18 protein-coding genes are annotated in these 21,950 nt (G+C 58.4%); 10 read left to right on the top strand and 8 right to left on the bottom strand.

From position 1 onward, the window contains the following. Positions 1 to 12: 12 nt before the first annotated feature. The 7 genes from RGAI101_RS08970 to RGAI101_RS08940 all read right to left on the bottom strand — a co-directional run bounded on the left by RGAI101_RS08970 (position 13) and on the right by RGAI101_RS08940 (position 6,266). Positions 13 to 975 carry a type II secretion system F family protein gene (locus tag RGAI101_RS08970; RefSeq protein ID WP_008226121.1) on the bottom strand — a complete coding sequence of 321 codons (963 nt, stop codon included), beginning with the start codon at positions 973 to 975 and terminating at the stop codon, positions 13 to 15. Further along, positions 968 to 1,921 carry a type II secretion system F family protein gene (locus tag RGAI101_RS08965; protein ID WP_008226352.1) on the bottom strand — a complete coding sequence of 318 codons (954 nt, stop codon included), beginning with the start codon at positions 1,919 to 1,921 and terminating at the stop codon, positions 968 to 970. The genes RGAI101_RS08970 and RGAI101_RS08965 overlap by 8 nt, the downstream gene beginning before the upstream one ends. 2 nt (positions 1,922 to 1,923) lie before the next feature. Further along, the gene (locus tag RGAI101_RS08960; protein ID WP_254655259.1) at positions 1,924 to 3,516 is read right to left on the bottom strand and encodes a CpaF family protein; all 1,593 of its coding nucleotides are present in this window, start codon (positions 3,514 to 3,516) and stop codon (positions 1,924 to 1,926) included. Next, on the bottom strand, positions 3,513 to 4,724 hold the full coding sequence (locus RGAI101_RS08955; protein ID WP_037227821.1) for an AAA family ATPase: 1,212 nt from the start codon (positions 4,722 to 4,724) through the stop codon (positions 3,513 to 3,515). The genes RGAI101_RS08960 and RGAI101_RS08955 overlap by 4 nt, the downstream gene beginning before the upstream one ends. A 78-nt stretch (positions 4,725 to 4,802) precedes the next feature. Then, positions 4,803 to 5,006, bottom strand: coding sequence for a Flp family type IVb pilin (locus RGAI101_RS08950; RefSeq protein WP_008229215.1), 204 nt, complete (start codon positions 5,004 to 5,006; stop codon positions 4,803 to 4,805). A gap of 391 nt (positions 5,007 to 5,397) precedes the next feature. Next, positions 5,398 to 5,613 carry a helix-turn-helix domain-containing protein gene (locus tag RGAI101_RS08945; RefSeq protein ID WP_008226493.1) on the bottom strand — a complete coding sequence of 72 codons (216 nt, stop codon included), beginning with the start codon at positions 5,611 to 5,613 and terminating at the stop codon, positions 5,398 to 5,400. Positions 5,614 to 5,807: 194 nt separating this feature from the next. Beyond that, entirely contained in the window at positions 5,808 to 6,266 is a 459-nt protein-coding gene (locus RGAI101_RS08940; RefSeq protein ID WP_008224896.1) for an RrF2 family transcriptional regulator, read from the bottom strand. A gap of 189 nt (positions 6,267 to 6,455) precedes the next feature. Here RGAI101_RS08940 and RGAI101_RS08935 point away from each other — a divergent pair, with 189 nt between their 5' ends. The 4 genes from RGAI101_RS08935 to RGAI101_RS21540 all read left to right on the top strand — a co-directional run bounded on the left by RGAI101_RS08935 (position 6,456) and on the right by RGAI101_RS21540 (position 9,485). Next, on the top strand, positions 6,456 to 6,890 hold the full coding sequence (locus RGAI101_RS08935) for an EF-hand domain-containing protein (protein ID WP_157044664.1): 435 nt from the start codon (positions 6,456 to 6,458) through the stop codon (positions 6,888 to 6,890). Positions 6,891 to 6,952: 62 nt separating this feature from the next. Then, positions 6,953 to 8,362 carry a cytochrome ubiquinol oxidase subunit I gene (locus tag RGAI101_RS08930; protein WP_008227440.1) on the top strand — a complete coding sequence of 470 codons (1,410 nt, stop codon included), beginning with the start codon at positions 6,953 to 6,955 and terminating at the stop codon, positions 8,360 to 8,362. Between the two features lie 11 nt (positions 8,363 to 8,373). Beyond that, positions 8,374 to 9,375, top strand: coding sequence for a cytochrome d ubiquinol oxidase subunit II (cydB, locus tag RGAI101_RS08925; RefSeq protein ID WP_008227415.1), 1,002 nt, complete (start codon positions 8,374 to 8,376; stop codon positions 9,373 to 9,375). Next, positions 9,375 to 9,485: a DUF2474 family protein gene (locus RGAI101_RS21540; protein ID WP_083792037.1), complete on the top strand. Its 111-nt coding sequence runs from the start codon at positions 9,375 to 9,377 to the stop codon at positions 9,483 to 9,485. The genes cydB and RGAI101_RS21540 overlap by 1 nt, the downstream gene beginning before the upstream one ends. Before the next feature lie 39 nt (positions 9,486 to 9,524). Here RGAI101_RS21540 and RGAI101_RS08920 read toward each other — a convergent pair whose 3' ends face one another. Next, a complete protein-coding gene (locus RGAI101_RS08920) occupies positions 9,525 to 10,502 on the bottom strand; it encodes an MBL fold metallo-hydrolase (protein WP_008227228.1) in 978 nt (325 codons plus the stop codon). Positions 10,503 to 10,768: 266 nt separating this feature from the next. Here RGAI101_RS08920 and RGAI101_RS08915 point away from each other — a divergent pair, with 266 nt between their 5' ends. The 6 genes from RGAI101_RS08915 to urtB all read left to right on the top strand — a co-directional run bounded on the left by RGAI101_RS08915 (position 10,769) and on the right by urtB (position 21,948). Beyond that, positions 10,769 to 12,385: a GMC family oxidoreductase gene (locus tag RGAI101_RS08915; protein WP_008228577.1), complete on the top strand. Its 1,617-nt coding sequence runs from the start codon at positions 10,769 to 10,771 to the stop codon at positions 12,383 to 12,385. 11 nt (positions 12,386 to 12,396) lie between these two features. Next, a complete protein-coding gene (locus RGAI101_RS08910) occupies positions 12,397 to 13,500 on the top strand; it encodes a mandelate racemase/muconate lactonizing enzyme family protein (RefSeq protein ID WP_008228215.1) in 1,104 nt (367 codons plus the stop codon). Between the two features lie 384 nt (positions 13,501 to 13,884). Beyond that, positions 13,885 to 15,039 carry an ABC transporter substrate-binding protein gene (locus tag RGAI101_RS08905; protein ID WP_008225193.1) on the top strand — a complete coding sequence of 385 codons (1,155 nt, stop codon included), beginning with the start codon at positions 13,885 to 13,887 and terminating at the stop codon, positions 15,037 to 15,039. Between the two features lie 76 nt (positions 15,040 to 15,115). Continuing rightward, entirely contained in the window at positions 15,116 to 17,887 is a 2,772-nt protein-coding gene (locus RGAI101_RS21250) for a methyl-accepting chemotaxis protein (RefSeq protein WP_083792036.1), read from the top strand. Positions 17,888 to 18,662: 775 nt separating this feature from the next. Beyond that, complete coding sequence (gene urtA, locus RGAI101_RS08895; RefSeq protein ID WP_008226024.1) at positions 18,663 to 19,952, top strand: urea ABC transporter substrate-binding protein; 1,290 nt, start codon at positions 18,663 to 18,665, stop codon at positions 19,950 to 19,952. A gap of 61 nt (positions 19,953 to 20,013) precedes the next feature. Continuing rightward, complete coding sequence (urtB, locus tag RGAI101_RS08890) at positions 20,014 to 21,948, top strand: urea ABC transporter permease subunit UrtB (protein WP_008229008.1); 1,935 nt, start codon at positions 20,014 to 20,016, stop codon at positions 21,946 to 21,948. The last annotated feature ends 2 nt before the right edge of the window (positions 21,949 to 21,950 follow it).

Here is a 21,950-nt window from a genome sequence, read left to right as displayed (position 1 = left end):
CCTCTCTCACCTTCACGAGAAGATATTGTCCAGAACGCTTAGAACAGCAGGGCCGACAAGGACGACAAAAACCGCAGGCATGATGCAAAAGATCAACGGCAGGGTCATCAGAACCGGCAGCCGCGCCGCTTTCTCCTCGATGGCCATCAGCCGGTTGCCACGCTGTTCAATGATCAGGGTACGCATGGCGCGCGAAAAGGGCGTGCCGTAGCGGTCGGATTGATCCAGCGTTTGCGTAAAGATACCGATTTCGGGTAGCGGCACGCGTAGGTTCATCTTGGCGTAAGCGCCGCGGCAATCGTTCGTCATCGCCATTTCTGACACCATTTGCAGCATTTCCCGCGCCAGTTCAGGATGGCTCAGGGACATTTCCTGGGCGACACGGTGCAAGGCGGGTTGGGGGCCCAGCCCGGCTTCGGATGTGATCACGATCAGCTCAAGCATATCGGGAAAGCTGTGGCGGATGCGGCCCAGGCGGTTCTTGCGTCGAAGGTCCACATACATGTCGACGCCTTTGGACAGGGCCAGCGCGGTGCCGATGACCATGGCGGCGGGGATCAGCATGTCGATGCCGACGGGCGTGGTCAGCCCGAGCCAGACCAACCCGGCCATCAGCGCAGCCATCGGCACCACCGTTTTGAGAAACGCATAGATCAGCAAGGCATCCCGGCTGCGGTAACCGGCAGACGCCAGATCTGCCGCCGTTTCGCGCGCCTCGCCGCCCAGGACCACCGAAAGCCGTTGGCCGATGGTCGCAACGGTATGCCGCACCTGCCGCGCAAGGCTGCCGACCATGCCCGGCGACGTGGCGTTGTCCAATGTGGGGCGCGGTTGACTGGTCCCGTTGGCGCGGCGCAAGCGGGCGTCGCGCAGGCTGCGCTGGCGTTCCAAATACAGCAGGACGGTCAGGGCCAGCATTGCGGTGCTCAGACCCGCAAAGGCCATCCAGAAGATATGCAGGCTTGCGTCAGACATTCAGCTTGCCCATGCGCACCATCACGAAAATACCAAGGCCAATGCTGCTGGCCGCGGTCACCGACATGAAGCGGCCGCGCGGATCGGAATAAAGCGGCTCCAGATAGTCACCGTTCAGCACCGCGATCAGCACGGCAACGGCAAAGGGCAGGGCCGCAAGGATAACGGCACTTGCCCGTGCTTCGGATGACAGGGCGCGAGCCTTCTTGCGCAGTTTGCGGCGTTCGCGCAGCTGGGTGGCAAGATTTTCCATCGTTTCGATCAGATTGCCGCCGGTTTCGGCCTGCAAGGCGGTGGCCACGGCAAAAAACGTGACCTCGGGCAGGGGCAGCCGCGCGCTCAGCCGCTCAAGGGTTTCCGGCAAGGTGTTGCCCATGCGGACTTCGTCGTGGCAACGGGTGAATTCACGCAGGATCGGGCCTTTGGCATTGTCGACGACGATGGCCATTGAATCCGTGACCGGACGCCCTGCACGCAATCCCCGCGCAAAGATATCAAGCGCTTCGGGCAGATCCGCCGCAAACGTCGCTTTGTAACGGGACTGGGCGATGGACAGGATGCTAAGCAACAGGGCGACAGTCAGCATGGCGGCCAGGGGCAGTGCTGCCAAGGGATGGATTCCCACTGCAAGAACGGCCACAGCATAAAGGCCCAGAAGGGTGATCCCGGCCTGCACAAGCACCTCGCCCACGCCAAAACCGAGGCTGGTTTGATCCAACTGTCGTTCAATGAATGCGATCACACGCTCAAGCGGATTGGTGGGTTGCGCGACAGCCCGTTTCCTGGGTTTCAAGCTTTGGGCCAAGGGCGGCTGTTCCGTGGTGTCAGCGCGCAGCAGGCGGGATATATGGCGGTGCCGCTGCCGGTCCGCCAGAACGAACCCCAGCAGGATCAGGCCCGCATTCAGCCCGAAACCGGCCAGCAAGAGAAGCGTTATCGTGGACACGGTCAGCCTCCCAGAATGGCATCAAGTTCATCGGCCACGCCATAATCTGCCGCGCGGCTGGCAAACTTGGGACGGTAGCCGGAATAGACATGTTTGCCCGTCACTTGCGCCCGGGTGCTGTTTTCGTCCGGTTGAAAGGAAAACAACTCTTGCAGGGTGATGACATCGCCGGCGAGCCCTGCGATTTCCGAGATCGAGGTCACGCGCCGCTTGCCGTCGCGCATCCGCGAGACCTGAACGATCAGATGAACTGCATCGACCAGTTGACGGCGCACAACCCCGCCGCCGGGGGCAAAACCGGCCAGCGCGGCCATGCTTTCCACGCGGGTCAGGGCCTCGGTCGGGGAATTCGCGTGCAGGGTGCTCATTGAGCCATCGTGGCCGGTGTTCATGGCTTGCAACAGGTCCAGCACTTCGTCGCCGCGGATTTCGCCGATGATGATACGGTCGGGGCGCATCCGCAGCGCGTTACGGACCAGTGTGCGCATGGTGACTTCGCCCATGCCTTCGACATTGGGCGGTCGGGTTTCAAAGCGTACGACGTGGCCTTGCTGAAAGCGCAATTCGGCGGCGTCTTCGATCGTCACGATGCGTTCGCCTTCCGGAATAAAGGCCGACATCGCGTTCATCAGGGTGGTCTTGCCCGAACCGGTGCCGCCCGACACCAGAATGTTCAGGCGCAGATAGGCCGCCAGCCCCAGGAACCGGCTCATCTGGAGCGACAGGCTGCCGCCATCGACAAGGCTTTGCAGCATAACCGGTGCCGAAGGGAATTTGCGGATTGTAATGGTTGGCCCGTCAATGGCCAGCGGCGGCACGGCGATGTTGACGCGGCTGCCATCGGCAAGCCGGGCGTCGACCATGGGCTGAGATTCGTCGATACGACGCCCCACAGCTGACGCAATGCGGCTGGCGACCGAAAATACATGGGCGTTATCGCGAAACCGCACTTGCGTCAGTTCCAGCTTGCCGCCGCGTTCGACGTAGATCTGATCGGGGCCGTTAACCATGATGTCGGTGATGCGCTCGTCGTTCAGCAACTGCTCGAGCGGGCCAAGGCCCAGCATGTCGGCCAGAACGGTTTCGACCAGTTCCTGGATTTCGCGCCCGTTCATGTGCATCTTTTTCTCGGTCGACACGATTTCGATCCCGCTGCGGATCAGTTTTTCCTGTTCTGCACGGGGTTTTGCGGCCAGTTCCGAGAAATCCATGAATTCAAGCAGCGATCGCACGACGTCATTCGCCAAGGCCAGCATTTTGGGCGATGCAGGCGCGGTTGCAGGGGCGACCGGGGCGGGGGCCGGTTGCGGTGTCGGTTGTGTGGCGGGTTGCGCCGGGGGCGTCTGCTGTGTCCGGTTCACGGTCATTGGCACCACATTGTCAGCGGGCGTCGGTGCCAGGGCAAGCGTCGCTTCGGCCAATACGCGCCGTTGCAGGGCCAAGGGCCACGGGAAATCGCCCTGTTCTATGACATAGGACAGGGCCGCATTGGCGCGGTCTTCGTCGGTAAAGCCTGTGCCATCCATGTGCTTCGCGATCCTCGCGACCAGTTCGACGGTGTCGCGCAGTGAGGGTTGGGATAAATGCAAGGTCATGAGGGGGTCCTCTTGAAAAACCGGCGTTTCGTCTTTTGTGCGGGCGCTCGGTGATCTGCCACGGCCAGTGCCCACAGTTGGCGTGTCGCTTTGGCGTAGGCACTGCGTGGCTGGCTTTCGATCACTGGCTTGGCGGCACGGTGGGCGCGGTGGATGATCGCACCGCTGTCGGGCAGGATTGCTGCGACATCCTGATGGATCGCCTTGGCCAGATCCTTTGCCGTCAGCTTGGCGTCTTGGCGAAACTCTGACAGCACGGGCAGGATCTTCAGATCGGGGGCTTCGGTCTTCAGCAACGCCATCAGGCGGCTGGCGACATTTACACCCGCGTAGCCGGCGGGAATGACCAGCACCAGCGTATCCAGTTTTCTTGCCAATTCGGGTTGCGCCACAAGGGTTGTGCGCGGCAGATCGACCACGAGTGCGCCGAACTTGCCTTTCATTGACTGGATCAGAGGGGCAAAGGATGCTTCGAGCTGGTCAACATTCTCGAAACCGCGGGACGGTTGGGAATAAAGCGCAAGGCGGTCGTTCAACGGCTCCATCGTGGCGGCCAGAAACGTTGGGTCGACCCTGTCGGGGGCGGACAGCGCCTCTTGCAGGCCGGGGGTGTCGTTGCGGTCCAGATCAATCGCCTGAGTGCCAAAGCGCAGATCAGCGTCGATCAAGGCGGTCTGAAGCGCCGGACCTTTGGGCGACGCGGCATGAAAGGCAAGGCTTTGCGCCAGAAGGCTGCCACCAACGCCACCGGTGCAGCCCATGACGCCGATGCACGTGCTGGAGGGGGCCAAAGGGATCGGCTGCGACGCAGGACTGCTTGGGGCGGCCTGAATATTGGCGGCAATGATTTCTTCGGCCGTGACCGGAAAGGCGAAATATTCCGACGCACCCGCATTGCGCAGCGCGCGGTAGATGCTCAGGTCGGACCTGCCGCCCAGTACGACCACATTGGCCCCGGACTTGCAGATTTCAGAGACGCTTTCACAGGCGGCATCCAATGGCATATTGCCCATTTCGGTCAGGACGGTATTTGCGATGGCGGTTCCGGTACTGACCCGCGCTGCACCGCTCAAGCCGCCACCGTGCAGGACGGCGGGGTTCGCGCCGATCATGGCAGCAACCGCGCGGGCGACTTCAGCCCCTTGATCGGTGCTGACATACGCCGCCAAGATGGCGGGGGTCGCGGTAGACGCGCTGGGGTGTATCATGGAAAGCTGCCTTGAGTTTGGGAGAACGAGAGCATTGAGCGCATGGCGGCGTGAACCGGCATGCGCTCAATCTGCAATTTACTCGGTGATGCCTTCGGCAGTGAGCGCGCTGGCCATTGTCGTAAAGCCTTTGTCGGTCTGCTTGCCCAAGCCAGCGACACTGCCGACGATCACGGCACCTACCAGGGCGGCGAAAAGACCGTATTCAATGGCGGTCGCGCCGTCTTCGTCCTTGCAGAAGGTACGGACGGAAGTGCGGATGATTTTACGTGTAAGTGTCATGTCGTTTCTTTCGTTAGGTTAAAGCGGTTGGGAGTAACCGGTATGACGGTGGACATGGCAGCACCCGCCGGGGATCTCTATCCGCCGTTGGGTTTAGCCGGGGGCGGTCCTACCCATGATGCAGGTCTTTCATACCAAAGGATGATGGGGGATGGTCCGACATGTGTTCTGCATTGGGCGCAGATGTGGCAAAAACAAGGCAGGTCGGCATGGGGTGTCGACCTGACGAAACTGGTGGAAAAAGTCCATTTATTATGCGGCGCTCACCATGCTGTTCGACACACCCGGCACAGGAGTTTTAGGCGAAACCGGGCTATCTGATTCTGGTCATATGACGGGGATTCGGGGTGTTGGTGGCGGTCCTTGGCAGGTGCGCGAACGCAAAACGTGCTTAACCGTTATGTTGCGCCAACCGGACCAGTCGCGCGCGATCCGTCAGACGGATGCTGCCACGGTCCAGTTCCACCCAGCCGCGACGCTGAAATTCCTTAAGCTGCCGCAAGACGACCTCGCGGGCGGTGCCCCGTTCGGCAGAGAGTTTCTGATGCGTGGTCGCGACCACGCAATCGTCATTTGCAAACGCAATCAGCTTGTCCGCGAGGCGCACATCCAGCTTTCTGGAATACGACTTCGTCAATCATCAGGAACAGCAGGTTCATGGGCGATTTTCCCGACCCCAAGATGGGCGTTCCCTTGGGCACTCGACCGAGGTGCTGCGCGCCATGATGCGTTGCTTTGCCGATGGCGCAAGACGCGCCACTCCGGGGAAATGTTCGACCTATCCGGCTGTGTCGGTTATTGTCACGCCTTGCCCATGGGCGGAAATTCAAGCGGTGCGATACGGTCCAGCAACTGGCCGCGGTTTGCGGTTATGTCCGCGATGGTCAAATCATCCAGAACCGCCATGAAAGCGGCTGTCGCTTCCTGCATCTTGCGCGACAGGATGCAGATGCCGATCAGGGGGCAGGTGTTCTTTTCGGGGTTGAAACATTCGACCACATCCAAGGGACCTTCGGTAATCCGCACCACGTCGCCCACGATGATGTCGGCCGGATCACGGGCCAGACGAAATCCGCCCCCACGTCCGCGCACCGTTTCCAGATAGCCCGCTTTGCCCAGTTCATGCACGATCTTCATGATGTGCGGGCGCGACAGATTGTGGATCTTTGCCACGTCATCCACGCGAACAAGGTCAGGGGCCTTGATCGCGGCAAGCTGTAGCGAACGCATCGCATAGTTGGTGTAGCTGGTCAGTTTCATGGTGCATCCTCTTGTCGCACCCAAAAGATATATTCAGAATATTGCTTTTGTAAAGCTTGCAAGCTACCCAAGATAAAACAACTATTTTGAATATAGGATATGTGCTGGATCGTTCGAAATTGGTGACATGAACAACCCGCTGCACGTGACCAAAATTCGCGCAAGCATCTATAAATACAGGAGAATATCATGACCAGATTTGCCATTCCTGGAATGCCCGTTGCTTCAACGTCACGCGCCGTTTTTGCTGAAATGGCTGCGGCGGCAGGTGTTATCGAAAACCGGGATCTGGCGGGGAATGATGCCGTCACCCCTGCCAAGCTCACAGATCGGCGTGGGGACGTGTTTGCTATGCTCGACCAAAATGATAACGGTTTCCTAAGCGTAATCGAGTACGCGTTGTTTGATGAAACACGCGCGGCTGACATGGAAAACAATGCCGCAGGCCACGGCAAGGGTGGCCACATGCAAGAGGGGCTGACCTTGGGTTTTAACGACACCGATGCGGATGGCGCGGTCTCGAAAGCGGAGTTTGGTGCCAGTAGCGGGGCTTGGCTTGCGCAGGTCGATCACGATGGCGACGGAACAATCACTGCTGCGGATTTTGGCCCGCAGGGTAACTGAGAAAATTTACCGGTGCCCTGTGATCTGGCAAGGGTAGCAACCAATCCAAAGAGGCAAACATCATGTTTGACGGTATGACCGCAGAAACGCTGGCCCGGATGCAATTCGCATTCACGGTGTCGTTTCACATCATTTTTCCGGCCTTCTCCATCGGTCTGGCCAGCTATCTTGCCGTGCTGAACGGTCTTTGGCTGCGGACGAAAGACGACAGGTACCTGACCCTGTTCAACTATTGGAAAAAGATCTTTGCCGTCGCATTCGGCATGGGCGTTGTGTCGGGCATCGTGATGTCCTACCAGTTCGGGACCAACTGGTCGGTCTTTTCGGACAAGACCGGCCCGGTCCTTGGGCCCTTGATGGCCTACGAGGTTTTGTCGGCCTTCTTCCTTGAGGCGGGTTTTCTGGGTATCATGCTGTTCGGTCGGAAGCGTGTCGGCGACGGATTGCACATGTTCGCCACCGCGATGGTGGCCTTTGGCACACTGATGTCTGCCACGTGGATTTTGTCGGTCAATTCGTGGATGCAGACACCTGCGGGCTTCAGCATCAACGAACTGGGGCAATTCGTGCCCGAGGATTGGTGGCAGATCGTCTTTAACCCGTCCTTCCCGTACCGCCTGGTCCACATGGTCTTGGCCGCGTATCTGACGACGGCGCTTGTGGTCGGGGGCGTCGGAGGCCTGCACCTGTTGCGCAACCGCGAGGACGCACCGGCGCGGCGGATGTTCTCGATGGCGATGTGGATGTTGATCTTCGTGGCCCCGCTGCAAATCCTCGCGGGGGATTTTCACGGGATCAACACTCTGGAACATCAGCCCGCCAAGGTCATGGCCATGGAAGGCCATTATGACAGCCACCCCGATGGCGCACCGCTGATCCTGTTCGGCATCCCGAACCCGGCCGAAAAGCGGATCGACTATGCCATTCAGGTGCCCAAGCTTTCCAGTCTGATCCTCAAGCATGATCTGGACGCGCCGCTTGCCGGCCTTGATACCATACCCGACGCGGACGAACCGCCCGTCGCGATCATATTCTGGAGCTTCCGCGTCATGGTCGGTCTTGGCTTTGCGATGCTTGGCCTTGGCGCATGGAGCGTGCTGCGCCGGATGCGGGGCCGGCTCTACGAGGACCGCTGGTTGCACCGGGCGGCCATCGTGATGGGGCCGATGGGCTTTGTCGCCGTGTTGGCGGGCTGGATCACGACCGAAGTGGGGCGTCAGCCGTTCACGGTCTACGGCATGTTGCGCACGTCGGACAGCCTTGCCCCCGTGGCGGCCCCTGCCGTTGCCGCGTCGCTGACTGCGTTCATTCTGGTCTATTTCTTCATCTTCGGTGCGGGCACCTTCTATCTGCTGCGCATGATGAACAGCCCGGCGGGTGCCCCTGTTCCGGGTCTGAAAGATGGCCCGATCCGCACAGCGGGGATCACGCCGGTCCAACAGGTCGACCCCGATGCAACCCCAGGCGAATAAGGAGCCTACCGGTGTTTGAACTTTCCTTTATCTGGGCCGGAATCATCGCATTTGCAGTCCTGACCTACGTGATCCTCGACGGGTTCGACCTTGGCGTGGGCATCCTTTTCCCCCTTGCCGACGATGAACAGGAAAAGGCGACGATGATGAATTCGATCGCGCCGATCTGGGATGGCAACGAAACCTGGCTGGTGTTGGGCGGCGGCGGGTTGTTCGCCGTTTTCCCGCTGGCCTATGCCGTGGTCATGCCTGCACTTTACATGCCAATCATCCTGATGCTGCTGGCGCTGATCTTTCGCGGCGTTGCGTTTGAATATCGCTGGCGGACGGAACGTTGGAAGCCGGTCTGGGATGCCGCTTTCTTTGGCGGATCGGTCGTCGCCGCCTTCATGCAGGGGATCGCCTTGGGGGCCTTGGTGCAAGGCATCAAGGTGGCTGACCGGGCCTATGCGGGCGGCTGGTGGGACTGGCTAAGTGTGTTTTCCGTCCTGACAGGTCTGGCCGTTGTTGTCGGATACGCCCTGCTTGGGGCGACCTGGGTCATTCTGAAGACCGAGGGCCGTCTGCAACGCCAGATGCAGGGTCATGCCTGGTGGCTTGGGGCCGTGACCCTTGGCTTTATCGGTGTTGTCAGCATCATGACGCCGTTTCAGGACCCCGAATACTTCAACCGCTGGCTAAGCCTGCCTGGCAGCATCTTCAGCTTTCTGATGCCGGGGGCGGTTCTGGCTGCCGCCTGGGCGCTGTTCACCGGGCTGAACGCGGGCAAGGATGCGCAGCCGTTTCTGGCCGCCATCAGCCTGTTCGTGTTGTGCTTCATCGGCATCGGGATCAGCTTTTATCCCAACATCGTGCCGCCAAACCTCACCATCGTCGAGGCTGCCGCGCCGGATAAAAGCTTGCGCTTTACGCTGGTCGGCACTGTCGTGTTGGTCCCGATGATCCTTGCGTATACGGCCTATGCCTACTGGGTCTTTCGCGGCAAGATCGACCCCGCCGAGGGGTATCACTGATGGCGCAAGGCCCATTGCGCCGGATCGGTTGGTTCATCGCGATCTGGCTGGCCAGCGTCCTGGCCCTTGGCATTGTCGCCTATGCCATCAGGCTCGCGATCTACGTCTGACCCAAGGAGCCCTGCCGTGATGACCGGTGTAAAACGCGTTTAGCTTCGTTGCACATGTACTTCGCCGGCATCCAGGGCGACGAAGCTCTCTGGCGGAATGTTTGCCGCGGCCAATGTTGCGTTCAGCAATTCCTTGGGCGCGTCTCGTGCCTCGTCCGTCAACTGGAAGGTTCCCCAATGCATCCCGAGGGCCTGTTTGGCCCCGACATCCTGGAAAATCCGCAGCGATTCCTCGGGGGCGACATGTTGCGCGGCCATGAACCAGCGCGGCTCGTAGGCTCCGATCGGGATTAGGGCGATATCCGGCTGGCCATGGCGGCTGCGGATGTCGTGAAAGATGGCTCCGTCACCATACCCGGTGTCCCCGACAAACCAGATTTGCGCGTGGGGGGTGTGTATCCAGAACCCGCTCCAGAGGGCCATGCGCCTGTCCGCGACGCCGCGCGCCGACCAATGGTTGGCGGGGGTTAACGTCACGGTGACGTCGGGGGTGACCACGATCCGGTCATGCCAGTTGCCTGTCTTGATCTGCGCGTCCTGCACGGTCTTGCGGACGATCGTGTCATTGCCAAGCGGCATCATCATCAAGGGGCGGTGCCCGATCTGCAAGCGACGCAGCGTCGCCAGATCAAGGTGATCGTAGTGATTGTGGCTTAGAAGAACCGCGTCGATAGGGGGCAGATCGTCAAAGGCTATTCCCGGTGCCGTGACGCGTTTCGGCCCGGCAAAGCTGAGCGGGCTGGCGCGGTCGGACCAGACCGGATCGGTCAACAGATTAACCCCTGACACCTGGATCAGCATTGACGCGTGGCCGACCATCGTGATGCGCGCGACATCGCTTCGCTCGGGCGGAGTTTGAGGGGAGACGGGGACGTGTTTGGGCCATGTTGCCTTGCCCCCGCTGCGCCGCCAGCGGAACAGATCACCCAAGGTCTTGTCAGCCGAGGGTTGCCCTGGCGAATGAAACCGGGTGCCATCAAAATTGTGGCTGGCAGGGCCGGAGTAATAGCGGTTCAAGGTGTTATTCCCATTTCTAATGTAGATAACCAAAGAGCATTGAAGCGGTGATACCTGATAATTTAGGCCGTCGCGCGTCCAATCCGAATATTAATTTCCGACCTGTGGCGTAACCGGGGGCAACTCGCCTTCAAAGCGGGGCCGTCCGTCAGCAAAGAAGTTCTGAAACGGTCACTTTCAAAGGAAAGTTTGAAGTTTGTGATTGTCATCAGGGGCACAATGATGATCCCTTGGCGGATGTTTGGGTTGCCCGTCGGAGAAGTGATTTGGACCAATTTGATTATGTGATCGTCGGCGCAGGGTCGGCAGGGTCGGTGCTGGCGAACCGTTTGTCCCAAAGCGGTCAGTTCAGCGTATTGCTGCTTGAGGCTGGCGGCGCTGACAGCAGCCCTTGGGTGCAGGTGCCGATTGGCTACGGCAAGGTTTATTACGACGCGCGGGTGAACTGGAAATACACGACCGAACCAGTTGCGGGTCTGGATGGCCAGCGGTCCTATTGGCCGCGCGGCAAGGTTCTGGGCGGGTCAAGTTCGATCAACGCGATGGTCTATGTGCGCGGTCACCCTCGCGATTATGCCGAATGGAATGCCGCCGCCCCCGGGTGGGGGTGGGACGATATCGAACCGGTTTTCCGCCGCATGGAAGATTGGGATGGTCCGGCCAGCGATGCGCGGGGCGTCGGCGGTCCGTTGTCCGTGCATGATGTGACAGACGAGGTGCATCCGCTGACCAACACCTATTTGCAGGCCGCAGCGCAGGCCGGTATCCCCACCAACCCCGATTACAACGGTCCGGTGATGGAAGGCGCAGCCTGCTATCAGATCACCACCAAGGACGGCTGGCGCGCCTCTGCCGCGCGCAGTTACCTGCGGCCCGCGCGCAAACGGCAGAACCTGAACATCCAGACCAATGCCCATGTGACGCGGATCTTGTTCGACGGCACGCGCGCAACCGGCGTTGAATATCGCCAGAACGGTCAGACCAAAACCGCATCGGCCCGCGCCGAGGTGATCCTGTCGGGCGGCGCAATCAATTCGCCGCAACTGCTGCAACTGTCGGGGATCGGCCCTGCGGCGGTGTTGCAGGACCACGGCATTCCGGTGCTGCTGGACGCCCCGCAGGTGGGGCGCAATCTGCAAGACCATCTGGGGGCGGATAACTATTATGTCTCGAAGGTGCCCAGCCTGAACCAGCAGCTGCGCCCGCTGTGGGGCAAGGCGATTGCCGCGGCGCAATATGCGTTGAAACGCAAAGGTCCGCTGTCGCTGAGCCTTAATCAGGGCGGTGGTTTTGTCCGTCTTTCGGAGGAGTCCGAAGGTCCTGACCTGCAACTGTACTTCTCGCCCGTCAGCTATACCCGCGCCCCTGTCGGGGTGCGCCCGCTGATGAATCCGGACCCGTTCCAAGGTTTCTTGATGGGGTTCAATCCGTGCAAGCCGACCAGCGCGGGGTACCTACAGATCCAGTCGCCCGATCCGATGGTCGCCCCTGAACTGCATCCCAATTATCTGGACACGGATCATGACCGTGCCGTGATGTTGGCCGGCACGAAACTGATCCGCCAGATTGCCGATATGCCAGCGCTGAAATCCGTGATCCAGTCCGAACTGTCGCCCGGTGCCGATGTTACCAATGATGCGGATATCGCGGCCTACCTGCGCAGGACTGCCTGGACCGTGTTTCACCAATGCTCGACCTGCCGGATGGGGGCTGATGCCTCGGCCAACGTTGTGGATGCCCGGCTGCGGGTGCACGGCATTCAAGGGCTGCGCGTGGCAGATGCGTCGATCTTTCCGACCATACCGACGGGCAACACCAATGCCCCTGCAATCATGGTGGGTGAAAAGGCGTCGGACCTTATTCTTGAAGACGCAAAATCCTGAAAGGATCCCCGATGAAGCTGAAATCAATAGAGACTTTCACCAATGAATTCGTCGGTTTCGTGCGCGTCACGGCCGAGGATGGCGCGCAAGGTTGGGGGCAGGTGTCTACCTATCATTCCGATATTACCTGTCAGGTTCTGCACCGCCAGGTCGCCCCATGGATGTTGGGGCAGGACACCACCGACCTTGATGATCTGCTTGATCTTGTGACCGAGCGTGAGCATAAATTTCCCGGATCGTACCTGCGCCGTGCCATGGCAGGGGTTGATACGGCGATCTGGGATCTGCGCGGCAAGCAGCAAGGCAAGCCCGTGGCGGAATTGCTGGGCGGCTCTGCCGGACCGATCCGCGCCTATGCGTCGTCGATGAAGCGCGACATCACCCCCGCCGACGAGGCGCTGCGCCTGAAGAAATTGCGCGACACCCACGGGTTTGACGCCTTCAAGGTTCGCGCAGGATCAGAGGTCGGGCGCAACAAGGACGAATGGCCTGGCCGCACGGAAGAGATCATTCTCACCATGCGGCGCGCGCTGGGCGATGACGTCGATCTGCTGATTGACGCCAACAGCTGCTATTCCCCCGACCGCGCAATCGAGGTCGGGCATATGCTGCAAGATCACGGCTTTTGCCACTACGAAGAACCGTGCCCCTATTGGGAACTGGACCAGACCAAACAGGTCACCGACGCCCTTGATATCGACGTGTCCGGAGGCGAGCAGGATTGCGATCTGACCACGTGGAAGCGCATGATCGACATGCGTGCCGTGGATATCGTACAGCCAGACATCCTGTATCTGGGGGGCATTTGTCGCACGCTCCGTGTCGCTGGCATGGCCAAGGCGGCGGACCTGCCCGTGACGCCCCATTGCGCGAACGGATCGCTGGTGACCTTGTTCACGATGCACCTTTTGCGCGCGATCCCCAACGCGGGAAAATATCTGGAATTTTCGATCGAAGGCGCGGATTACTACCCTTGGCAAGACGGGTTGTACGTCGCTTCGCCTTACGCGATCGAAAACGGCCATGCGCGGGTCACCGATGCGCCGGGCTGGGGCGTCGAGATCAACCCCGAGTGGCTGGCGAAATCCACGTATCAGATCAGCGAACTGCCATAGGGGGCAAACTTGGCCGGTCCACAGTCTGAATGGCCTCACGCAATACCGAAGACGGAATCATCGAAGTGCACGCTCTTGCCACGTTCGGACGCGGCATTGTGAGGGCTGATGTAACCTTGGTCGCACCTGTCATGGTTGAACATTGTAGTGTTTCGGTGATCGGCTCAATTTTGAGTTTTTAAAAGTCGGCACATTTATTTAGCAGCGTAAACACGCCAACCGCTGGCGTAATGCATTGTAAACACGTGTTTAAGGCAAGGCGGATGAGACCGCCATCAACGACTTACTGCTGGTTAACCCTGAAAATAAGCTGTCAGGATTAAGGTAATGTAGAGATTGATCAATCACCAACCCCGTAGATGTGTCCAAATTGCGGGAAGAGAAATGTTCAAAATCACTCATACGATTGCGTGCGCGGCGGCAATGGCCCTGGCGTCACCGGTTCTGGCGGATCAGGGGGTCGACCAGACGTCTGTCCGCTTTGCCCAGGTTGCGGCCCTTGATGGCCCGGCGGCGGCCCTTGGCACGGGCATGCGGCAAGGTCTTTTGGCGGCATTCAACGAAGCAAACCTTGCAGGCGGTGTCCATGGTCGAACGCTCGAATTGACCAGCATGGATGACGGGTATGAACCCAGCCGATCAATCGAGGCGGTCACGAGCGTGATCAAAAGCGACGACTACCTTGCGCTGATCGGCACCGTCGGGACGCCGACGACAAAAGCGACCCAGCCGCTTGCAACTGCCGCAAACCTGCCTTTGATCGGCCCGTTCACAGGGGCGGGTTTCTTGCGCGATCCGGCGCTGTCAAACGTGGTCAACATGCGGGCCACGTATGATGCGGAAACGCAGGCTTGGGTCGACTATCTGGTTGATGATCTGGGCTTGAATAATATCGCGATCCTGTATCAGGACGACGGCTTTGGTCGCGTGGGGCTTTCCGGTGTGAACAAGGCGCTTGAAGCACGTGGGATGACCCTGTCGGCAGAAGGGACCTACACCCGAAACACGCTCGCGGTGAAATCCGCCTTGCTTGAGATTCGCAAGGCGGAACCCGAAGCGATTGTCATGGTCGGTGCCTACAAGCCGCTTGCTGAATTCATCAAGCTTTCGAAGAAAATGAAGATGGACCCGGTGTTTGTCACGATCTCCTTTGTCGGCTCAAAGGCCTTGGCGGCGGAGCTTGGCGAAGCAGGTGACGGCGTCATCGTCAGCCAGGTCGTCCCTCAACCTTGGGATGCCTCTTTGCCTGTTGTTGCTGCGTATCAAGCCGCGATGAAAACGTTTGATGCAAACGAGGAACCCGGCTTTGTATCGCTCGAGGGCTATATCACCGGTCGCCTTGCGATCCAGGCGTTGGAAAATGCGGGTGCCGATGTGACCCGCGCGGGTTATCTCGAGGCGCTGAGTGGCCTTGGGACGATTGATTTGGGCGGCATGGCGTTAAGCTACGGCCCTGGCGACAACCAAGGGTCAGACAGTGTGTTCCTGACGCGTATTCGCGCAGATGGCTCTTTCGAAGCCATGATGCCCGGCAGCTAAACCAACGGTCGGATGGCACTGATTGCACCAGTGTCATCCGCGATATTTTCATTCAAGTAGTAGGGTTTGGTTAATCATGCGGTTCATCAGTCGAGTGTTCAATTCCATCATGGCGCGCCTTGCCTTCATCCTTGGGGCGATGGTTGCAATGACAGCTGCAGCCATTGTGATCAGTTGGATGATTTTCCAATCGATTGATGAAAGCATGACGGCACTGACAAATGATCGTCTGCCCGAATTGCGCGCGACTGCCGTCGTCAAGGAAGCCGCAGACCAGACCCGCAGATTGTTGTCCGACTTATTGATCGTCGAAACAGAAGCAGCATGGGAGGGTAAGAAAGGGGAAGTCGCTTCTCTTATGACCTCATTTTCCGATGCCCTTGCACAGCTCCCTGCTTCGGATACGGATGTGGAAGCATCGAACCTGTCAAAAGTAGAGCAGTCCCTTGCGAACCTTCTCGTTGCGAGAGAAACTGAATTGCGGACAGCGCAAGATTTGGCCGCTATGGTCGAGAGCGCGTTTGCACTTGCCACTTCGGTCAGCGTCGTTCTGGAAGAGGCTTCGGATGCGGCACTGTTTGATATGTCCCTGCGCGGCGAAGAGACCATAACGGTTATCGACGAAACACTGAGCAAGCTCGTCGAAGACGATTTCAACATGTATCAGACGGTACTGGAAATTCGTGCGGATGTCGGCCTTTTGTCTGGTCTGGCTCTTACAATGTCACAGACTTACTCTTCGGGTTTGAAATCGATCGTTACAGACCTCGCGACGTCGTCAATCAGCCGACTTCGCACCAAGGCAGACGAAAACGCTGGTACTCTCGAATTTGCAGAACTTTTGCCTGCCCTGATAAACGCAACTGATATCTTTGAATCTGCCTTTACCGAGACGGGCATCGCAGCAAATTCCAATGATATTTTGGCTGCGCGTCTGGAAGTAGATCGTGTTCTCTCACCGGCATTGGACGATATCCACTTCAATCTGATCCTCGGAACAGATGATGCGAAGACAGCGAATTCACAGTCGATCGACACATTGCTGAATGTTGAAGTCAAAGGGATGCGTGAAAAAGCCCAGCTTGACGCGGCTACAAAACAATTCTTCGCGACAATCCTGACAGCAGCGCTTGCACGCAGTGAGGCCGAACTCTCCCAGCGTCAAAGTGAATTGACGGCCGAGTCCGCCCTGATCCAAGAACTTGCATCCAAAGAATCCGCGCAAATGGCTGAGCTTGTAAACCAACTCATTGCTTTTGCATCCGTCGATAGCGGGATCGCAAAGCTTCGGAGGCAGTCTTTCTCTGCTGTGGCTGCGGCATCACTGGCGGCAAAGAACGCAGCCGCTGCAGTGGATGCAATCGCATTGGAAACCAGCGTATTCTCCGATCTTGCCTTGGAGCAGATCGCCTTGACTGCGACAACACTACAGTCGGATGTTGATGGCGCTGGATTACAGCTCGGCAAAATCGCTCTCATAAGTGTTCTGTTGGGTTTGGCTGCCCCTGTTCTTGTTTGGGCTATGGTAACGCGCCCACTGAACCGTGTTACGTCTGTAACCGAGCGATTAGCATCGGGTGACCTTTCCGAAATTAGAGGTTTGCGCCAAGGCTCTGGTGAACTTGGACGCCTCGCGTCAGCTTTGCATGTCTTCCGTGACGGAGCTTTGAAAACCATCGCGCTTCAGGAAGAAGAAAAGCGCAGGGACCAAGCTGCCATCGAAGCAGAACGGGAGGCCGAAAGGCTAAGACAAGAAGATGAAAAGCGGCAGAAGGATGAGACTGCCGAACGCGAAAGATTAGAGAGCGAACGTAAAGCTTTGGAGGCCGAAAAAACCCAAAAAGCCCAGGCTATGATCGAAGCCGAGAGAAAAGAGCGCATGCAAGAGCAAGAAACGATCGTTTCAGCGTTGGCGCAGGGGCTCACGCATCTCTCCGCCGGCGATCTTACCTATCAAATTAAGACCGAGTTCCCCGGCCCGTATGAAGCGCTGCGTCAAGACTTTAATACCGCCGTCTCACAACTTGCAGAACATATTATCCGCTTGCGGGAGAGTTCGGCGATCATTGAAGATAGTTCTGCGCATCTTGCCATGGCGTCCGGCGATTTAGGGCGGCGCACGGAAACAAACGCGGCTACGCTTGAAAAAGTTGCGAACGCAATCCGTGAACTGGCGAATAGCGTTTCGATATCGGCTGAAGGTGCGACAAGTGCAGACGTTGCAGCGCGCGGTGTTGAACAGGATGCAGCGATCAGCAGGGATGTTGTCATGGAAACGACATCAGCGATGGCCGAAGTCGAGATGTCATTCTCAAAGATTATTTCGATCGTTGATGTCATTGATTCAATTGCGTTCCAGACAAACTTGCTGGCACTGAACGCTGGCGTAGAAGCGGCACGTGCGGGACAGGCGGGACAAGGGTTTGCCGTCGTTGCGTCGGAAGTCCGTAGTCTGGCACAACGCTGTACCGAAGCCGCGTCAGAAATTAACGCCGTCGTAAAAGAGACGAATGAAACTGTCGAACGGGGGGTTGCATTAACCAGCAAAGCTGATGTGTCGATTGCAACGATTTTGGAAGGTATCGGACGGGTTTCAAAGGCCATGAATACCATCGCCCTATCCGCAACCGAGCAGTCCAAAAACGTATCGGACGTAAATGAAGCGGTCACCAGACTTGATCAATCGACGCAAAAAAATGCGGCTATGTTTGAAGAGACGGCGGCGACGAACCAGTCTTTGGCGCAGGAGGCCAAAGCTTTGACCAACATCGTTTCAGCTTTCCAGACCACTGCTGAGAGCGGAAATGTTAATCAAATTGCAAAACATAAAAGATCTTCGGTCGCTTAATTTCTGAATGGCGGCCGGGTAAATCGCGTAAGCCCCATGGTCCATCGAAACTTGGGGCTTTCGGTGTTTCGTTCACCTGAAGTGAAACGGGTGTCATGTTGCGGGCTCAGATATTTGCAGACGTGAGCCGGGTCGATAATGGTTGGGTGCGTTCAAGTTACCTTGCCAAAAACCAGCCACACCGCAGCAAAGCTGCGAAAACAGGGTATCCAGACAGATGGCGGGATGGCCTTTTGTGCAAAATCCCAAAATCATTTGTGTTAAACCGCTGTAAACATAATGAAATTGACCTCAGCTTGAAGATTTTTAACCCTGCGCAGTGACCTCAGGACGTCACTGTGGGCCGGAACCCCGAGGTATTGCAAAACCGTGATTCTTAGGGGTGGCCCAAATACTGGGCGCGGGCACCAACTGGTGCCGCTAAAATCGTCACGCGACTGGTTGGCCCTACACAACGTCCATGCCCCAACACCCCTTCACATGACTTGAGTGATTAAAATGAGGGCGGTTGTGCAGTCGGGTGCCTGTAAATTGGGCGCTATCAGCCGTGGCCACTTCGGCTAGCACTATTTTGGCTGGCAAGTTTGCCAATCACCTATGCATCGTTGCGACGTGCCTACACGGCAACATCGCCGCACGACGGGCTATCCTGCAAGATACCTCCCGCTGCGCGACGACCACAACAAAACTGCTGCGGCCCCAATCTATCGTGATCGGGGATTTGGCGAAAGTGCATTTAAGCACGGGTTTCCGCAGCGCCAATAGGGGATAAGACATGAAATACTTTAACAAATTTGCCACCTGCGCCACCGTCGCGCTGATGGGGTCAACGTCGATCGCGCTGGCGGAATGTGCAGATCCGGTCAAGCTTGGCGTTTTGCACTCCCTGTCGGGGACAATGGCGATTTCAGAGACGACATTGAAAGACACCATGCTGATGTTGGTTGAACAGCAAAACGCCAAGGGCGGCGTGTTGGGCTGTCAAATCGAAGCGGTTGTGGTTGACCCCGCGTCTGACTGGCCGCTGTTTGCTGAAAAAGCGCGCGAATTGCTGACCGTGAATGAAGTCGACGTGATCTTTGGCAATTGGACATCCGTGTCGCGTAAATCCGTCTTGCCGGTCATCGAAGAACTGAACGGTCTGCTGTTCTATCCAGTGCAATACGAAGGCGAAGAATCGTCGAAAAACGTATTCTACACAGGGGCCGCGCCCAACCAGCAGGCGATCCCGGCGGTTGACTACTTCCTCGAAGAACTTGGCGTCGAAAAGTTTGCATTGCTCGGAACGGACTATGTCTACCCGCGCACCACGAACAATATTCTTGAGCAGTATCTGAAAGATAAAGGAATTGCTGCCGAAGATATCTTTGTGAACTACACGCCCTTTGGTCACTCTGACTGGGCCACAATCGTTGGCGACGTTGTTGCCCTTGGCGAGGACGGCAAGCAGGTCGGCGTGATTTCCACCATCAACGGCGACGCCAACATTGGCTTCTACAAGGAACTGGCCGCGGCCGACGTGTCGGCTGATGATATTCCGGTTGTTGCCTTCTCGGTCGGGGAAGAAGAACTGTCGGGTCTGGATACCACGAACCTTGTCGGCCACCTGGCGGCGTGGAACTACTTCATGTCTGCGGACACGCCTGCCAATGCCGAATTCATCAAGACATGGCAGGACTTCATCGGCAGCACGGATCGCGTGACCAATGACCCGATGGAGGCGCATTATATCGGCTTCAACATGTGGGTGAATGCAGTCGAAAAGGCAGGCACCACGGATGTGGATGCGGTGCGCACAGCCATGTATGGCCAGACGTTCCCGAACCTGACAGGCGGCACAGCTGAAATGCTGGTGAACCACCACCTGAGCAAGCCTGTCCTGATTGGCGAGATCACGGCAGACGGCCAGTTCGACATCATCAGCCAGACCGATCCGGTCCCCGGCGATGCGTGGACAGATTTCTTGCCTGAATCCGCAGTGCTGATGTCCGACTGGAAAGATCTTGGCTGCGGTATGTACAACACCGAAACCAAGTCCTGCGTCCAGCTGACCTCGAACTACTAAGCCTTCCGACCGGGCGCGCGGACCCCCTCGCGCCCGGTTTCCTTTCTGACAAAGGTTTCGCATGTTTCGTCATTTATTGATCCTCGCGCTCGGGCTTGGACTTGCCGGTGCGGTGCAGGCTCAGGACTTGCAGCCTGTCTTGCAGACCCACGCAGACGAGATCGCCAAACCGTCACGTGGCAGCGTGTCCATCGCCCTGGATGATCTGATCGCAACCGGCGCGCCGCAGGTCAGCGACTTTCTGGAACGTTGGCAGAACAAAGGCGTGTGGCAGCGCGACGATGACGGCATTTTCTATTTCGCAGACGAATCCGGCGATGATCTGGCGCTGCAAGATATCGACAGCGGGGCGCAGTTGGTTGTGCCGGCAGACGGCTTTACCCAGCTGAAACCCAATGGCGGTGTGCGCCGTCTGATCGGCACGGCCCTTGTGCAGTTCCAACTGACTGACCCTGATGCGGACCGCCGCAGCACAGCGGTCGACTCTATCGCCCGCAGGCCCGACGAGAGCCAGCTTGCCCCCTTGCTTAAGTCGATCGACGGTGAGGCTGACAAACAGCTCAAGGCGCGCAAGATCCAGCTTGCGAATTTCCTGTCGGCCAGCTTTGCGCCGGATGCGTCTGACCGGATTGCCGCGATCAACAGCATGTCCACTGACACCTCGATCGAGGCGCGCGCGGTTCTGAACCAGATATTGACGGTCACGACGTCGGTATCCGCCACCGAACCAGAGGGAAACGTGGCGCGCATTCTGACTGTGGGCGGTGACCTGAGCCAATCAGAGGCTTACGGCCGATTGGTCGACGCCGGGCTTGCCCCGCCCGTGATCGCCCCCAATGACATCCGTGACGCATTAGCGGCCAACGTGGTTGATGGTCGCGCTGGCGGGATGCCGACAGCACAACTGAATACCCAGGCCGCGCGCGAAAAAGCCTATGCCGCGCTGGCCCAAGCCGGGACCGTGCCGCCGCTGGTCACAATGGACGAGCAGCGCGCAGCCACCGAAAATCACATCTTTTTCGAGCGATACACCGAGGAGACACCTGCCATCACCGAAGCGGCGCGCGCCGCCTTGGACCGGATCGAAACCCGTGTCGGCGTGGCGCAGACCGTTGATCTGACGCTGGACGCGCTGTCGCTTGCCTCGATCTATTTTCTTGCGGCTATTGGTCTTGCCATCACGTTCGGGGTGATGGGGGTGATCAACATGGCACATGGCGAATTCATCATGATGGGGGCCTATACCGGCTATGTCGTGCAACTGTTCGTGCCCGATTACACCGTGTCGATCATCGTCGCCCTGCCGCTGGCCTTTGCAATCACCTTTGCGGCGGGGGTCGTGATGGAGCGGTTGGTGATCCGTCATCTTTACCATCGCCCGCTTGAGACGCTGCTCGCCACGTTTGGCATTTCAATCGCGCTGCAGCAGCTGGCCAAGAACATCTTTGGCACGCAGGCCCGCCCGCTGACGTCGCCCGCGTGGTTGGACGGGGCGCTGGTATTCTCGGATGTGATCCAGATCAGCTATATCCGCATTGCGATCTTCGTGCTGGCGCTGCTGTTTCTGGGGCTGATCCTGTTCGTGCTCAAGCGCACCCGGTTGGGGCTTGAGGTGCGTGCCGTGACGCAAAACCCCGGCATGGCCGCCAGCATGGGCATCAACCCCGACCGCATCAACATGCTGACCTTCGGGCTGGGGTCGGGCATTGCGGGCATCGCGGGGGTCGCGATCGGTCTTTATGCCAAGGTGACCTCGGAAATGGGGGCCGACTACATCGTTCAATCTTTCATGACCGTGGTCGTTGGCGGGGTCGGCAACGTGTGGGGCACGCTTGCGGGGGCGTCACTGATCGGCTTCCTGCAAAAGGGGATCGAATGGTTCAACCCGTCCAACACGCTGGCGGCGCAGACCTACATGGTGCTGTTCATCATCCTGTTCATTCAATTCCGGCCCAAGGGCATCGTCGCCCAAAAAGGCCGGGCGGCGGCGGATTAACC

The organism is Roseobacter sp. GAI101 (genome assembly GCF_000156335.1).
GTDB lineage: Bacteria > Pseudomonadota > Alphaproteobacteria > Rhodobacterales > Rhodobacteraceae > Sulfitobacter.
The sequence above is the reverse complement of the archived record's forward strand: the minus strand, read 5'-3'. Positions and strand labels throughout refer to the sequence as shown.